Raw genomic sequence first — 13,656 nt, forward strand, 5'->3', positions numbered from 1 at the left:
CAATGAGAGCATTTACCAGAAAAGAGCCGATACTCGGTAATATCCATTGTCGGTTTGGGAATTTCATGAACCTGATGTCGATAAAAAGGTTTATCACTCATCTTAAGGTTCGTATCGCCACAACAAGAACAGGCACTATCTGGGTAACATTCAACAAAGGTATCAGATGGTTTTAATTCTGAGAGTTGTCGTTTGTGCCCTGAGTGACCTTGTGTAGCTCCTCTCGGATTGCGACCACTAGAGCTTTGAGCTTTTTTCTTTCAGCCCGCTCTTTAGGCCCATCGGATGATGGTGATTTGGATGAATTAGCGCTGCTAGTTTTGAGCTTGTCCTCATAGTGGCGCAACTGCTCCCAGAGCTCAACAATCAGCGCATTCGCTTCGTTGATATCTGAGGCCACGGGCGGCGAAGATGAGAATTTAGATTTTTTCTTTTTCATGCATTAAGCATGACGGCTAGAAATGATCACTCAATTAGGAATGTTGGATCAATTGCGTTAACTCACACTTTTTGTCAATGGACTGCTGGTGAACGCTTACCGGAAAAGAATGGCAAACAATACCGGTACGACAATAAGGGTCAGTACCGTCGCGAATCCAAGACCCGCCATAATCGTAATTGCCATTGAGCCAAAAAATGCGTCAAACACCAAAGGAATCATTCCGCTCAGACTAAGTAAGCCAAGAAACGCCGTGAAACTAAAAGGCATATCCATCGCTAATAAGCCGATTGGTGTTCCGCCAAACGCCATCTGTAAGGTTTCAGAGACTTCTTGCTTAGAGATGCCAAGACGACGCGCCTTCGATTCATTGAACTGCGGTACTAATTCTTTAGTCCGTTCACGCCTGCGCATCAGCCAACTTTTGCCTTACCTTGGTATCATTGAGGACAGCGATTACCTGACCATTGAAGGTACGAAACTGACTCTCTGTAGCTTGAGCGACAGTGAATGTATCAACAACAAGTGGGTTGAGTGGGCGATGTTCCGTTTCCGGCATACACGCGGTGAGTAAACTCAAAGATAAGCCAGCGGCAATCCAATTAATTCGATTCATCTTAAATACCGCCCTCTTTAGTCCATGCTTTTACTTGTTGACCTGAGACTAGATTCTCGACACCCGCCTGCACAATCAGATCGCCCTGCTGAAGACCCGCGATAACATTGCCGTTGACATCGAGCGTGACATCAACGGGGGTAATGACTTGCTGTTGAGGATCGAACTTGAAGAGTTGGCCATGTTGACCACTCTTACTAATCCAAGCGCTTGGTGAGATATCGACTTTAGCAAAGCGTTTTTCATTGAGCAGGCGAACCTGTGCCGTCATTCCAGGTAAGCCAGATCATACTCTGCGTTCTTCGCATCGTATGCCAGTTGGTAGTCGGTAGGATCGAGCCAAGCAAGAAGCTGTCCTTTCTTCACGACACTGCCCATTCTGACGTCCACTACCTCAACTTCACCGCTGACTTGAAACGACATTGATGCACGATCAGTCGCACCAATATTAGCGATAAAGCGATCGTAACGACTGTTTTGTAGATCAGGGATCTCAACGAGTTTTATTACACGAATGTGCAGCATATAAAGATTGTGTGGCAGATCAATATTTATTTTCCACTCGTACAATAAAATTCAGAAATGTACTATGCTATTTATGCGCTTGATTGATGAAATCCCCACGCTTTTCTGGTAGAAAGAGAGCGTTTTTAGAAATTGACGGTAACTATGACTGAACGAAAGCAAGGCCGAAGAAGTGCCCAAGACGCAGAAAAAACCAAGTGTGAGATCATGCGTGTCGCTACAGACCTATTTTGCGAACTGGGTTACGAGCGAGTATCACTGAGGAATATCAGTGATAAGGCGGGGGTATCTCATAGCCTCATCCGTCACCATTTCGGCAGCAAAGAACAGATATGGTACTCGATTAGTGATGGGCTCCATCGCTATATGGAAAGCTATATACAAACCATCATTGGCAACATGCCCAGCGATGTAAGTTCAAACATTAAGTTGTACCTATTCGCTGTGCGCTTGCTAGCGCATATGCTCGAATGCAAACAACCTATCCAGTTTATTGCTGACGCGGTTCGTCAAGAAGACGCGCTATTTGACTACTTTATTGATAATTCGGGCGAAATAGAAAGTCTCGTCAATCGTTTAGCTGAGCAATACAACCAAGAGCACCCGCAAAATCAGGTCAAAATCTGGGAAATTAAATGGCAGATGATTATGTTTGCACACAGTGCGGCGAGTTTGACGCCATTTATGAAAGAAACATGGTCCGACGAGACCAATGAATTACAAGTCTGTCTGCTCAACCACTGGCAGATATTTAACCGAATGATGGCATGTCGCTTTGAAGTACCTCAAGAAATAGTACTCAATCCGCAAACTCTGTCTGAACTGGTTTACGAGATCGAGTGCTCTGATAGCAGCCAATATACCGATGAAGATTTTACTGAAGAAATGTAAACGGCGTCGATAAAACACATGATATAAGCCCTCACGCCAATATAGCTAAGAGGGCTTATTCGAGTCAGTTTTTGGCTAAAACGAACATGTGGTAGCCAAACTCATCTGCCAGTTCAGTACACAGTTTAACTTCTCGCTTAATGTCTTTTAGCGCCTGCGACTCTCCCATTTCCGCTTCCAATTCTGCGACTCGACGCTTTAACGGAGCATAGTAATTCAGCCATGCTTGTGCGCTTTGTGGGAAATGGTTGATCACCTTATAGCCAGCCTTTTCAGCTTGAATCAAACGCATCTCAATAGATTGAATGTCAGGATACTCTTGGCTCCAGAATTCCAACGCCTCATCACTAGGCTCAGCAGCACGCCAAACCATATCACTGATGACTAACAACCCATGTTCAGAAAGTAAAGGTCGCCAAGATTTGAGAGCCTTTTCTACTCCCATAATGTATGCGCTACCTTCTGACCAAATAAGATCAAAGCTTAGGTCATCAAAAGGCAAGTCGGTCATACTTGCACACACTGTTTCGAGGCGATGAGTGATCCCTTGCTGTGAAAAACGTTCGGTGAGTCGCGTTAACGCTGATTGCTCGTTGTCGACCGCTACAATTTCCGCGGTACAAACGTCCGCTAATACCTGAGTAGCTAAGCCCTTGCCACAACCGACCTCCAAGATCCGCTCAGGTGTAGAGGTCACTAACGAAAATGCTTTGGCTGTATCGACTTCACTGCCTGGCCCCCAACGCTCAAGCGTCTCGAAAACTTTCATAAAGTCTGCCATATATACATCGTGTTCGTTCATATCTTTTGATAACCATTTAAGTCGCAACGCTTCTTTCTCGCTGAAACCTTGCTTAATTAACCATTCCAAATGAGCATCTGGAGCCAGTTTGTCTAACCCCGTATGCCAGCCTTTGCTCTCTTCTTCTCCGAGCAGTGCTGCGAGAAGACGGCGCGATTTCTGCTTCTGCTCAATCTCTATATCAAGCGCTTCAAGTCGGTTTCGTAATAATTGCCTGTCTACCTTGGCTTCAAGGCATACTTTGCACTCTTTTAGTGTCAGTCCCCCAGCCAATAATTGCTGGATCAAACGCACGCGTTGTAACTCCTTATCACCATACACACGGTAACCGTTAGATAGACGATGACTGGAGATCAGCTTTTGCTTTTCGTAATAAAGCAAGGCTGTGCGCGACAATCCAACAAGTGCTGCTAGCTCAGAAATTTTGTACACAAACTCTCTCCGCTCCTTCAATGGTCATGGAATATAAACTATAAAGTTATAGACAGGTTAATAACAGATAACTCGACCGCTTTACTTGCTGAGAGCCTCAAATTTGAAGGCTGATATGAGATTTGTGGTTTGGAGGATAGAAAAGACGCTGATTAAAGCCACTTTTTCCACGACAGAAACACTGCCAACAGAGCAGTTCCGCCAAAGCATATCGCCACAACAATCCAAAAGCCCATGCTATTTTCGACACCAGGCATCCCGCCGACATTGATCCCCATTAGTCCGGTAAAGAATTCCAGAGGCAAGAAAATAGCGGCAATCACCGTCAAGACATAGCTGCGATTATTTAGCTGCTCAGAAATACGACTGAGCAATTCCTCTTGCGCCATAGAAGCACGCTCTTTTATCGTATCGATATCTTCGACATAGCGAATTTGTCGGTCGGCGATACTACGCAACGCAAGTCGGTCAACATCACTCAGCCATTCTAACCGTTCCACTGCCAGTCGGTTTAAAGCCTCTCTTTGCGGGGCCAGCATTCTCATTAAGGTTGGCGACAATATCTTGTGTCGAAAGCAGCATTCTTTTTCTGCTACTGATTAAGATTTTGCCGTTCGTCCACAGCCGTACCGAGACCATATCTTCTGGATTGGAGCCAGGATTGAGATTCACACCTCGCAAGATGAGCAAGAGGTTATTTACCCGAGTCAGCACGTGCGGTCTGTTTTCACTGTTCAGCAAACCATCTACAGCTATCTCATTGAGTCCACTGCATCTTTTTATCCAGTCGCGCGCTTCTTGGTGACTGTAATCAAAATGCAGCCACAAGCCACTTTCTGATTCATCCCACTGATTGACTTCTTGCCATGACAATTTTCGACTACCGCCGTTGCCATCAAGTAACAACGCGTGAATTAAGCCCTCAGGTTCTTTGTCCGTCGTAACAAATCTCGACATTTTCTATTCCATTAATATCTATCATCGATAGAGAGTGAAACCACTAAGATTAACGCCATCTGTCGCGTTATTTACCGAAGTATATGTTTGCCTTGTACATCGATCCAACAGGAGATTTAACTAAACGCGAGAGTTGAGCCATTTGGCTCAGTTTAGTCTATTGTTTATTTGTTAATCGGGTAATTATGAAGGCGATAAAATCATGCAATTTAATCACAATGCATTGTTATAACGACAAAAATTATTTGTTGTTAACTTTGCCAAACTGCGAATATCTTTCGCATACCAATAACCCTACTTAATCGAGACGATTGCAATGTCTTTTCAAGAAATTCGACAAGGTAAAACGCACTTCTATGACAATGTCCATTTCTCACGTGGATTTTCTAAATCTGGAGACTTCACTCTGGCTGAAGATCAGTTACTCACGTTTTATGGAAAAACGTTACTCGGACTCGAAAGTGGTGAGTTAACTCCAGAGAATCAAGCTGAATCTGATTTCCTAGACGTTATTCAAGGCAAGAAAGAACCAACCACCAAGTTAGAGCGTACTTGGATGAAATACATAAAGCTTGCTCGTGGTAAAAAACGCTTCCATACATTAAACAGTAAACCAACAGTCTCTGATGATGACTATAACAGCTATGACCTAGTAGAGGACGACTAATGCACATTTGTTTCCTTATGTACCCGTGGGAACGCGTGTGCCCAGAAACCGATACCACTCTTCGCCTTGTTCACGAATGCGCAGCACGTGGACATACCGTGGCGATCACAACAACCAGTGGACTGACTATTCGAGACAGCACTGTGTATGGTTTCTGCAACGTAATTAAAAAAGGCCAGAAGATCACGGATAATATCGGCAAGTGTAGTTTCCGCTATCACGATTTGCTCGATGAGCTTATGAATCGCGGTTGGTTAAAGAAACTCATTTTCTTACCCACTGTCATCAATCAAGATGATAGCAATACCACGCTAGACTATCTGATTGAGTCTCTGGCAATCTAAGTTTATAGACCAGCGACTATTTAACAGATAAAGCGAGCGTAATGCTCGCTTTTTGTTGCCTTCAATCTACTGTGTTGTCGTTACGAACAGTAGACAATCATTCGTGCTCACAAATAATTTGCGCGTTAAGCGTCTGCTGTTCACTAACACTCAACGCACAGACGAGAGTCAAAACGACTTTAGGATCTCTGCGTGGTAGTGAGCAATATCTATCTCAACGCCAAACTCCTGCGCCCATTGTTCAAGCTCGCTTTGCGCCGACTCTAGGCTATTGATCGTTATGGTATTGTCATCCAACTGCCATAACTGACGTGAACCATCATAGCTAAACTGAAGTGCAAGCATTGCCTGTGGATTGCCCTCCTTTGCCGCAGCTTTCAGTGCTCTACTCTTGCGATAGATATGATTTAACGCCTGTTTAAGCTCCCATACATAGACGACTTCATGCATCTTGGGATGAGTTTTAAACTTGAATAAAATGGTCACGACGAGTAGCGCACTAACCACAACGCCAAGCAGATTCCAATGGAAGTGAGAGCCTGATTCGGCAGGGAATAAATAAATTAATGTCTGTGATACCGCTAGGCTCGATAAGGCTAAAAAGGCGATGCATGAGACAATAACCACATTCAAACGTGAACGGTATAACTGCTTGTCGATTTGTTGTAGTTTCATCAATAGTCCATTGTGTTGCGTTTATTTACATGACGTCGAGAGACTTACGATTATACATTGTGAATAGAATCAAATAAGCGATATTTTGTTGCAAATGGTGAGCTAATCCGTCATCTCTGGTAACAAACGACGTTCGGCACTTTATCAACAGAAAGTGCCGAACCCATTCGCCGGCAATCACAGTCAAACAAGGTGAAGGCGGCCTGAATGATATTCCAGACCATTGTCTATGTCTTTGCCAAGTAAAACGGGGCCATCCAAATCGACGATTTCAGCCCGCGTCGCAATGGGAAGCGCGGCTTTCATGGCTAATGATGTCCTCAACATACAAACTGTCATGTGAGACTGAGTTAAACATTTTGCGCCATCACTATGCCATGATACGCGCTATCACGCACCAGAATCCGTTTTCTCCCACACTGACGTCTATCTATTCGCCCGCGTTCCTAACGTCAATTTTTCAATCGACATTTTTTTCACATTACGCTTGAGACACTCATCACCAATAACTACCAAGAATTCCAAAACTCGCAATCAGGTATATTGTTTATGATAAGTTCAAGATCATTACCTTTTCGCCGTATAGAGATGAACATGACGACGCTTATTGTCTTGTGCGCACTATACTTTGGCACAGTAATGAACTATCCCGTTCTAAAAACGATTTTCAATCTTAGCGCCAATGTCTCTAACCCTTTGTTTGCCTATACCACGCCGGTATTGCTTACCTGTTCATTTATCATCATTTTTTCATTGTTCGCTTGGCCCTATTTTTTCAAACCATTCATGATGTTCGTCATACTCACCTCGGCTGGTGCTCTTTATGCCGAAGTCAACTTCCAGACGCTGTTTGACTACACCATGATGGAGAGTGTGTTTGAAACAAACTCAACTGAGATCTCTTTCTACTTCAATATGACCACCGTGCTTTATTTGTTGGGCTTTGGAGTCTTTCCATGTCTCTTTTTGGCGATGGTTCGTATTACGCCCCACCGTAATTGGAAGAATGCGTTTGTTGCCAGAGTTGGCATTTTGCTAATTGCCATTGTCGGTATCGGACTCATTGCAGAGACCTGCTACAAAGATTATGCATCGGTAGGAAGAAACAACCACTACCTAAGTAAGATGATCATTCCCGCTCATATTTTTAATGGCGCCAAGTACATCAATAGAACGTACTTTGAAACAAAGCTGGCGTATCAACCATTAGGTACAGATGCACAAGTAGAGGCAACAGCTAATGGAAAACCAACGCTCATGGTGATTGTGCTCGGTGAGACTGCCCGAGCGATGAACTTTGCTTACAATGGTTACCGTAGAGATACCAACCCTTACACGAAAGAAAAAGGACTGATCGCCTTTCAGGATGTGTCGTCATGCGGAACATATACCGCACTCTCTGTGCCTTGTATGTTCTCTAACATGACCCGCGACTCATACAACAAACCTCGTGCGTCCGCGCAAGATAATATCCTCAATGTTTTGCAACATGCAGGAGTAGACGTACTGTGGATCGATAATGATGGCGGCGACAAAGGTGTTGCTAAGAACCTAGCCTATACCGCAATCAATGCTTCTTTAAAGAACGAAGACTGCAACGGTTCAACCTGCTTTGACGTTGCCATGCTCAAGGATGCTGAGGACTTTATCGATAACGGACTGCGCAACAAACTGCTGGTTTTACATACGATTGGTAGCCACGGCCCAACATATTGGCAGCGATACCCAGATGCGCAAGCACCATTCCAACCCGCCTGTAACCGCAGCGATATCGAGAATTGTAACGACCAGCAAATTTCGAATGTCTATGACAACACCCTAGTCTATACAGATTACGTGCTCGCTCAGGTTATCGACGAGTTACAAAGCGTCTCTGACCAATACAACGTCATGATGACCTACATTTCAGATCATGGGGAATCACTAGGCGAGAACGGGCTATATCTGCATGGCACGCCCTATGCTATTGCACCCAAAGAGCAAACTCATGTTCCATGGTTTATGTGGATGCCAGATCAATATGCCCAGCAAAAAGGGATAAACAAAACGTGTTTGGAGCGTAAAGCCAAAGATAGCATCCTGTCACATGACAACTTTTTTCATAGCTTACTGGGCTTATATGGTGTTCGTTCCCAAGTCCATGATGCAGAACTCGACATTACCCAAACATGTCAAACAATTTCATAATGTTAGCCTAAGAGTGATTAAGATATGGAACAACAATTAGTCATCCGACGCACAGGTATCCTACGCATTATCTATACCCTTGTTCATAGCTATAATGGCTTCAAGTGGTTATGTAAAAATGAAGCGGCATTTCAACAGGAACTCGCGCTATTTATTCCCCTTACTGTGTTTGCATTCTGGCTTGACCTCCCCGCTACACACACCTTACTGGTAATACTGAGCATGGTTTTTGTCCTGTTTGCAGAAATGGTCAATACCGCAATAGAAGCCATGGTTGATCGGATTAGTCTCGACTACCACCTGTTATCAGGTGTCGCTAAGAATATAGGTTCTGCTCTTGTTCTACTGAGCATGATATCCAGTTTAACCGTTTGGGGAACCGTGCTGTGGTTAAGGTGACTCTATTGGCTGAAACTTAGATTTAGAGGATGATAAACCGCAGCACTAATGCGACATTAATAACGCCAGGTGATTCTATCTGGCGTTACTATTTCCTGCACAATGCCTTTAGATGTTATTGTTCAAGTAATAAGATAGATCGCTTTATCCGACCCTAACTGGGTGATTAAATTGAAACTAAGCTTACGTTAACTTATTGAGTATCAATGTGAAAAAAATATTGCTGGTCGAAGACAATAGAGAAATTGTCGGTATTTTATTTGACTATTTCGAAAGTGAAGGGACGATCATAGATTACGCTGATAATGGCGAACTCGGATTGAAGCTCGCGCTGGAAAACACCTTTGATGTGATCATACTCGACCTTATGCTCCCTCGCATGAGTGGTTTGAGTGTGTGCGAAAAACTCAGAGAAGCCGGCAACGTCACGCCAGTACTCATGCTTACTGCGTTAGACAGCCGCGAAGATATGCTAAGTGGATTCAAATACGGTGCCGACGAGTACGTAACCAAGCCGTTTGATCTTGAAATACTTGAAGCCCGCTTGCATGCTCTGATCAAGCGCTATCGCAGAACCGTTGCAGATACTTGGCTTGAATTCGCCAATCTACGTATCGATCAAAAAACTCATCAAGCTTACCGAGATGGCACAAAGTTGACTCTCAACCCTACGACATACGCAATACTGGAACTGCTGTGCCAGCGAGCTCCTGACGTTGTCACTCGTGAGGAAATTATCTCAATGCTTTGGCAAGATAACGAGCCTGACACCGATATCTTACGTAGCCATATTTACAATCTTCGTAACCAGTTAGACAAACCTTTTGCTTCTTCTATGCTCGTCACCGTTCCCAAAGTTGGCTTTCGTTTGGAAAAAGCATTATGACACCAGTCAACAGGACCAGTACTCGCACACTTACCAGCCAGCTGGTATTTTTCTTTACCTCTGTCGCCTTAATCATGGGTCTAGCAAGCTATATTATCTTCTATGCGGCTCTGAATTGGTCTGAAGATAAAGTGGGAGAGCGGCGTATTGAAATAGATAAGAATGAAGCGATTCATCGTTTTCTTCACGGTGAACAAGGCGAGATAACGATAGACATCCTTACGCGAGCCTATGACGACATTAACCTTGTGCCAGAAAGTTACCGCAGACATTTTGAAGACAAAGAGGAGTTCGTTGGGGAAGTAGGTAGTGGTGAAAAATCACGCATGCTCTACTTTGGCTATTACATGAAGGACGGCTCCAAGCATCCCGTCATTTTGGTCTCTGACATCAATCAAATTGAGTTTGGGCTATCTGAAACCATCTTTGCCAGCCTTATTGTCATCACTAGTATCGCCGGGCTATTGGTCATATTCGGTGCCCTGCTTTCACGCATGTCACAGCGTTTAATCGCCCCACTTATTCACCTGACTGAGCGATTAACTGAACAAAGCGGCAACTCAGCACATCGATTCGAAATACCATCAGGTGCAGCATCAGAGTTTCAGATACTGGCCAATCAACTCAATAAAGATCGCCTTGAAATCCATAGCTTACTTAAACGCGAACAAGCTTTCGCCCGTTATGCCAGCCATGAATTAAGAACCCCGCTAACCATTGTAAAAGGCGCGAGTAAACTGTTAGAACGTAATTCCTCTGATGACTTTCAACAGCGTCAAATCCAGCGTATCAACGAAGCGACGACCCAAATGAGTACTATGGTTGATGCTCTACTTGGTCTTGTTCGCTATGAACGTAGTGATGCAGACGCGCCTGTTAGGCAGGTAGATAGAGCTGAGTTTGACGCCATTATCGAAACCAATACCGCTCAAGCCAAAGATAAAAACATTGAGACAGCATTAATATTCCACCAAGCACCACAACTCAAAGCCGCACCCGCTGTGCTCAACATGGTGATTGGAAACTTGATCCGAAATGCCATTGCCGCCTCTGACCAAGGGACAGTGACGCTTGAGGTCTCAGAGCACTCCATCAAGGTGACGGACGAAGGTACGGGACTGCACAAGACTTCAAACCATGATGGACATGGATTGGGGCTACTTATCGTCGAAGAACTCTGCCATCGATATGGTTGGACATTCACCATCGAGAATAGGATGACGACAGGTTGTGAGGCACGAATTTCGTTTAACCCTTGCTCTTAACTAAGCATTAAGCCGCAATAATAGATATATCGTTATGCGAATGCAGAAGATAACCATTGCCTTAGAGATAAGCTCTCCCAGACTACCCAAAGATGGGGGAGCGAGTTCCCACCACTCTACCCTACGCTATCCTTTTGAATCTACTTCACTTTCTTAACTTTGCTGGTATGCTGACGACGTTCAAAACGAATTTTTAACAAGGACGTAACAATGGCCCAATCTACTGCCTTAGCCTATCAATGGCATAGTGAGATTTTTGAGTGTCAAACTAACGATATTGATCGTTTTTACCATTTGTTGGAACAACAGATAGAGCGCCTTGGTCTCTCCAAGAGCATATTAGGAACCTCAGGTGAATACCCTGTATGCCTGCTACAATCGTCACAACACATTACCACTAATCCTAACCTGATGATTAGTGCCGGGTTTCATGGCGAAGAGGCAGGCGGACCATGGGGATTACTGCATTTTCTATCGAGTTTAGATCAAACTCTTTTCGCACAGGTGAATCTGAGCTTGCTGCCACTGGTCAATCCTACTGGCTTTGCCATTGGTCAACGATTTAATCAGCTTGGCGAAAACCCTAACCATGGATTTTACCTTGAAGGTGGTACTCCGACGTCAGGGAGAGGAACATCCATCGAAGCAAAGATACTCATGGATCATACACCAACCCTGTTGTCCGCGAGTCGAGATGGAATACTGACCTGCCATGAAGATGTGTTATTGACAGATACCTACATCTATTCATTCGAACCACAGCAAACTCCGGGGAGTTTCAGTGAAAACTTGAGAGATACTCTCGGACAGTTCTTTCCTGTCGCAGCAGACGGGGAGATTGATGATTGTCCGGTTCAAAATGGCATTATTTTCAACCATTTTGACACCTCGTTTGAATCGTTTCTAGTGCAGCAAGGAAGCCGCTTCGGCTGCTGTAGTGAAACGCCTGGTCAACAGAATATCAACCAGCGCATTTTGGCCAATGCCGCAATAATGACGGAGTTTGTTAACATCGTTAAACGCGACTAGGCATCATTGCCCTTTAGATATAACAGCGAGCCTATTGAGCTCACTTTTTTACCCTTGCACCGGCTTCGTTTCCTAAATCAGGGAACGGTCAACTTCATCGGATAAAGGAACAAAAACTTGTTATATCTCGCTACCACTACCTATAATTGCGGCCATCACTCCAATGAGATTGCCATAAACAATGATTACGCTTCACACCAACTTTGGTGACATACAAATCGAACTTAACAAAGACAAAGCTCCTGTGTCCTCACGTAACTTTAAACAATACTGTGAAGATGGTTTCTACAACGGCACTATCTTCCACCGTGTGATTAAAGGCTTTATGATCCAAGGCGGTGGCCTAACGGAATTAATGGACGAAAAGGAAACACGCGCTCCTATTACCAATGAGGCGAATCGCGGTCTAAAGAACCTTAACGGCACCATTGCAATGGCACGAACGGATGATCCACACTCTGCAACCGCACAGTTCTTTATCAATCTTGATGACAATGATTTCCTAGATCACACAGCAAAAACCAACAACGGCTGGGGTTATGCTGTGTTTGGCAAAGTGACAATGGGTATGGATGTCGTTTATAAGATTGCCGAGCTACATACACTATCAAGGATGGGGCATGATGATGTGCCAGCAGAGACGGTTATGATTGAACGGGTAACCATAGAAGAATAACAAGGCGTTGGGTATCACTGCCGATAATCTAGGCTCTACAAATCATGAAGTGATGTATAAGCACGAAAATTAAGGCCTATACCATCGCTTTAGTGCTTTTAAAGTACCGTCATGCGCTACTTAGCGATTGTCTAGCCGGCATATAAGCACAAAAAAGCGAGCATCAAGCTTAATGCTTGTCAGTTAAGAAGCATTTAACACCTTTTTGAAGGCCTAGTCGCGTAGCGACTGGGCCTTCTTTTTACCACTCTTGGGTAGCTCCTATCTCGCCTTTCTGGCAGCGTAAAACTCTCAGCCATATCGAGTATGTAGTTCATTACCTCAGGGATTCTACCTGGCGCAACAGCAGGAAGGAGTTGTAACTGACCTATTAAGAACAACGACGCTTGCTTAAAGCCTATTTGATAAGGCATTACTTTATTCTGGTCGTAAGCCATTTGGCACATTAAGAAGCGAAGTAAGTTGTAGGCTAGCAACATCCCCCACAACTCTTGTATAACGAGTTCTGGTTTTTTGCTTCGTAGAGTAAGGCTGTTTTGAAGCATATATTGCTTCATCTCTCGATAGCCTAACTCTATCTCCCACCGATGACTGTAAAGCTCCGCAATATCTTTTCCTGGGTAACGTAAAGGGTCTGTCATTGACGTTAACAGTCGTATTTCTTTCCCCTTAACTACCTTAGTTATTAGGCGAGCCTCTAGTATTTCCGGGGCATCACACCATTTCTTTTTTGCTTGTGGAGAGAGCTTCAGCTCAACTAATTCTTCTCCACGTCCCAGTTTGCGAACCGTTGTATATTGAGCCCCTTTGCGCATAGGAATAAGCCAATGCCTTTCGCTTCCGGTCGTTTGCCAACGATGTAAAAG

The 13,656-nt window shown here is 44.3% G+C and carries 17 protein-coding genes and 3 pseudogenes; 9 read left to right on the forward strand and 11 right to left on the reverse strand.

Annotation, left to right across the window (positions count from 1 at the left end):
* Nucleotides 1-172 precede the first annotated feature (172 nt).
* From DA100_RS21260 to DA100_RS21270, 5 genes and pseudogenes are all read right to left on the reverse strand, one after another.
* On the reverse strand, nucleotides 173-439 hold the full coding sequence (locus DA100_RS21260; RefSeq protein ID WP_240800883.1) for a DUF6444 domain-containing protein: 267 nt from the start codon (nucleotides 437-439) through the stop codon (nucleotides 173-175).
* Nucleotides 440-535: 96 nt separating this feature from the next.
* Nucleotides 536-727, reverse strand: a pseudogene (locus DA100_RS07370) (hypothetical protein); the annotation flags it as partial.
* Between the two features lie 112 nt (nucleotides 728-839).
* A complete protein-coding gene (locus DA100_RS07375) occupies nucleotides 840-1,055 on the reverse strand; it encodes a hypothetical protein (protein ID WP_206208554.1) in 216 nt (71 codons plus the stop codon).
* A 1-nt stretch (nucleotide 1,056) separates the two neighbouring features.
* On the reverse strand, nucleotides 1,057-1,326 hold the full coding sequence (locus tag DA100_RS21265) for a hypothetical protein (RefSeq protein ID WP_240800889.1): 270 nt from the start codon (nucleotides 1,324-1,326) through the stop codon (nucleotides 1,057-1,059).
* Complete coding sequence (locus DA100_RS21270; protein WP_240800890.1) at nucleotides 1,323-1,580, reverse strand: biotin/lipoyl-binding protein; 258 nt, start codon at nucleotides 1,578-1,580, stop codon at nucleotides 1,323-1,325. Before DA100_RS21270 ends, DA100_RS21265 begins: the two co-directional genes overlap by 4 nt.
* A 144-nt stretch (nucleotides 1,581-1,724) precedes the next feature.
* Between DA100_RS21270 and DA100_RS07385 the strand changes: the two genes are divergently transcribed.
* Complete coding sequence (locus DA100_RS07385) at nucleotides 1,725-2,471, forward strand: TetR/AcrR family transcriptional regulator (protein ID WP_138971590.1); 747 nt, start codon at nucleotides 1,725-1,727, stop codon at nucleotides 2,469-2,471.
* 64 nt (nucleotides 2,472-2,535) lie between these two features.
* On the opposite strand, the gene DA100_RS07390 is transcribed toward DA100_RS07385, so the two are convergent.
* From DA100_RS07390 to DA100_RS21280, 3 genes are all read right to left on the reverse strand, one after another.
* Complete coding sequence (locus DA100_RS07390; protein WP_138971591.1) at nucleotides 2,536-3,705, reverse strand: MerR family transcriptional regulator; 1,170 nt, start codon at nucleotides 3,703-3,705, stop codon at nucleotides 2,536-2,538.
* 152 nt (nucleotides 3,706-3,857) lie between these two features.
* Nucleotides 3,858-4,205 carry a CorA family divalent cation transporter gene (locus tag DA100_RS21275; protein WP_240800891.1) on the reverse strand — a complete coding sequence of 116 codons (348 nt, stop codon included), beginning with the start codon at nucleotides 4,203-4,205 and terminating at the stop codon, nucleotides 3,858-3,860.
* Nucleotides 4,180-4,662, reverse strand: coding sequence for a CorA family divalent cation transporter (locus DA100_RS21280; RefSeq protein WP_240800892.1), 483 nt, complete (start codon nucleotides 4,660-4,662; stop codon nucleotides 4,180-4,182). The genes DA100_RS21275 and DA100_RS21280 overlap by 26 nt, the downstream gene beginning before the upstream one ends.
* Nucleotides 4,663-4,978: 316 nt before the next feature.
* On the opposite strand from DA100_RS21280, the gene maoP reads away from it, so the two are divergent.
* Both maoP and DA100_RS07405 read left to right on the forward strand, forming a co-directional pair.
* Complete coding sequence (gene maoP, locus DA100_RS07400; RefSeq protein WP_138971592.1) at nucleotides 4,979-5,329, forward strand: DUF413 domain-containing protein; 351 nt, start codon at nucleotides 4,979-4,981, stop codon at nucleotides 5,327-5,329.
* Nucleotides 5,329-5,520, forward strand: a pseudogene (locus DA100_RS07405) (glutathione synthetase); the annotation flags it as partial. The gene maoP and the pseudogene DA100_RS07405, both read left to right, overlap by 1 nt.
* Before the next feature lie 321 nt (nucleotides 5,521-5,841).
* Here DA100_RS07405 and DA100_RS07410 read toward each other — a convergent pair.
* Both DA100_RS07410 and DA100_RS07415 read right to left on the reverse strand, forming a co-directional pair.
* Nucleotides 5,842-6,348, reverse strand: a complete 507-nt coding sequence (locus tag DA100_RS07410) for a DUF3087 domain-containing protein (protein WP_138971593.1) — start codon at nucleotides 6,346-6,348, stop codon at nucleotides 5,842-5,844.
* A 183-nt stretch (nucleotides 6,349-6,531) separates the two neighbouring features.
* Nucleotides 6,532-6,720, reverse strand: a pseudogene (locus DA100_RS07415) (dipeptide epimerase); the annotation flags it as partial.
* Nucleotides 6,721-6,942: 222 nt separating this feature from the next.
* Between DA100_RS07415 and DA100_RS07420 the strand changes: the two are divergent.
* From DA100_RS07420 to DA100_RS07445, 6 genes are all read left to right on the forward strand, one after another.
* Nucleotides 6,943-8,535 carry a phosphoethanolamine--lipid A transferase gene (locus tag DA100_RS07420; protein ID WP_138971594.1) on the forward strand — a complete coding sequence of 531 codons (1,593 nt, stop codon included), beginning with the start codon at nucleotides 6,943-6,945 and terminating at the stop codon, nucleotides 8,533-8,535.
* Nucleotides 8,536-8,559: 24 nt separating this feature from the next.
* On the forward strand, nucleotides 8,560-8,934 hold the full coding sequence (locus DA100_RS07425; protein ID WP_138971595.1) for a diacylglycerol kinase: 375 nt from the start codon (nucleotides 8,560-8,562) through the stop codon (nucleotides 8,932-8,934).
* Nucleotides 8,935-9,142: 208 nt separating this feature from the next.
* On the forward strand, nucleotides 9,143-9,820 hold the full coding sequence (locus DA100_RS07430; RefSeq protein ID WP_138971596.1) for a response regulator transcription factor: 678 nt from the start codon (nucleotides 9,143-9,145) through the stop codon (nucleotides 9,818-9,820).
* Nucleotides 9,817-11,085, forward strand: coding sequence for a HAMP domain-containing sensor histidine kinase (locus DA100_RS07435; RefSeq protein WP_138971597.1), 1,269 nt, complete (start codon nucleotides 9,817-9,819; stop codon nucleotides 11,083-11,085). The genes DA100_RS07430 and DA100_RS07435 overlap by 4 nt, the downstream gene beginning before the upstream one ends.
* Nucleotides 11,086-11,295: 210 nt before the next feature.
* Complete coding sequence (locus tag DA100_RS07440) at nucleotides 11,296-12,114, forward strand: M14 family metallocarboxypeptidase (protein WP_138971598.1); 819 nt, start codon at nucleotides 11,296-11,298, stop codon at nucleotides 12,112-12,114.
* 181 nt (nucleotides 12,115-12,295) lie between these two features.
* Complete coding sequence (locus DA100_RS07445; protein WP_138971599.1) at nucleotides 12,296-12,790, forward strand: peptidylprolyl isomerase; 495 nt, start codon at nucleotides 12,296-12,298, stop codon at nucleotides 12,788-12,790.
* Between the two features lie 194 nt (nucleotides 12,791-12,984).
* Here DA100_RS07445 and DA100_RS07450 read toward each other — a convergent pair.
* Nucleotides 12,985-13,656: IS4 family transposase (locus DA100_RS07450; RefSeq protein WP_138971600.1), on the reverse strand; the 672-nt coding region annotated here is incomplete at its 5' end.

The sequence above is a fragment of the Vibrio sp. Hep-1b-8 genome (genome assembly GCF_006124995.1).
Lineage (GTDB): Bacteria > Pseudomonadota > Gammaproteobacteria > Enterobacterales > Vibrionaceae > Vibrio.

What these genes read in the sequence shown, in the direction of transcription:
- DA100_RS07445 (WP_138971599.1), top strand. Translation starts at nt 12,296, where the DNA reads ATGATTACGCTTCACACCAACTTTGGTGACATACAAATCGAACTTAAC.
- DA100_RS21280 (WP_240800892.1), bottom strand. Translation starts at nt 4,662, where the DNA reads ATGTCGAGATTTGTTACGACGGACAAAGAACCTGAGGGCTTAATTCAC.
- DA100_RS07425 (WP_138971595.1), top strand. Translation starts at nt 8,560, where the DNA reads ATGGAACAACAATTAGTCATCCGACGCACAGGTATCCTACGCATTATC.
- DA100_RS21260 (WP_240800883.1), bottom strand. Translation starts at nt 439, where the DNA reads ATGAAAAAGAAAAAATCTAAATTCTCATCTTCGCCGCCCGTGGCCTCA.
- DA100_RS21270 (WP_240800890.1), bottom strand. Translation starts at nt 1,580, where the DNA reads ATGCTGCACATTCGTGTAATAAAACTCGTTGAGATCCCTGATCTACAA.
- DA100_RS07420 (WP_138971594.1), top strand. Translation starts at nt 6,943, where the DNA reads ATGACGACGCTTATTGTCTTGTGCGCACTATACTTTGGCACAGTAATG.
- DA100_RS07410 (WP_138971593.1), bottom strand. Translation starts at nt 6,348, where the DNA reads ATGAAACTACAACAAATCGACAAGCAGTTATACCGTTCACGTTTGAAT.
- DA100_RS07440 (WP_138971598.1), top strand. Translation starts at nt 11,296, where the DNA reads ATGGCCCAATCTACTGCCTTAGCCTATCAATGGCATAGTGAGATTTTT.
- DA100_RS07385 (WP_138971590.1), top strand. Translation starts at nt 1,725, where the DNA reads ATGACTGAACGAAAGCAAGGCCGAAGAAGTGCCCAAGACGCAGAAAAA.
- DA100_RS07375 (WP_206208554.1), bottom strand. Translation starts at nt 1,055, where the DNA reads ATGAATCGAATTAATTGGATTGCCGCTGGCTTATCTTTGAGTTTACTC.
- DA100_RS07435 (WP_138971597.1), top strand. Translation starts at nt 9,817, where the DNA reads ATGACACCAGTCAACAGGACCAGTACTCGCACACTTACCAGCCAGCTG.
- DA100_RS21265 (WP_240800889.1), bottom strand. Translation starts at nt 1,326, where the DNA reads ATGACGGCACAGGTTCGCCTGCTCAATGAAAAACGCTTTGCTAAAGTC.
- maoP (WP_138971592.1), top strand. Translation starts at nt 4,979, where the DNA reads ATGTCTTTTCAAGAAATTCGACAAGGTAAAACGCACTTCTATGACAAT.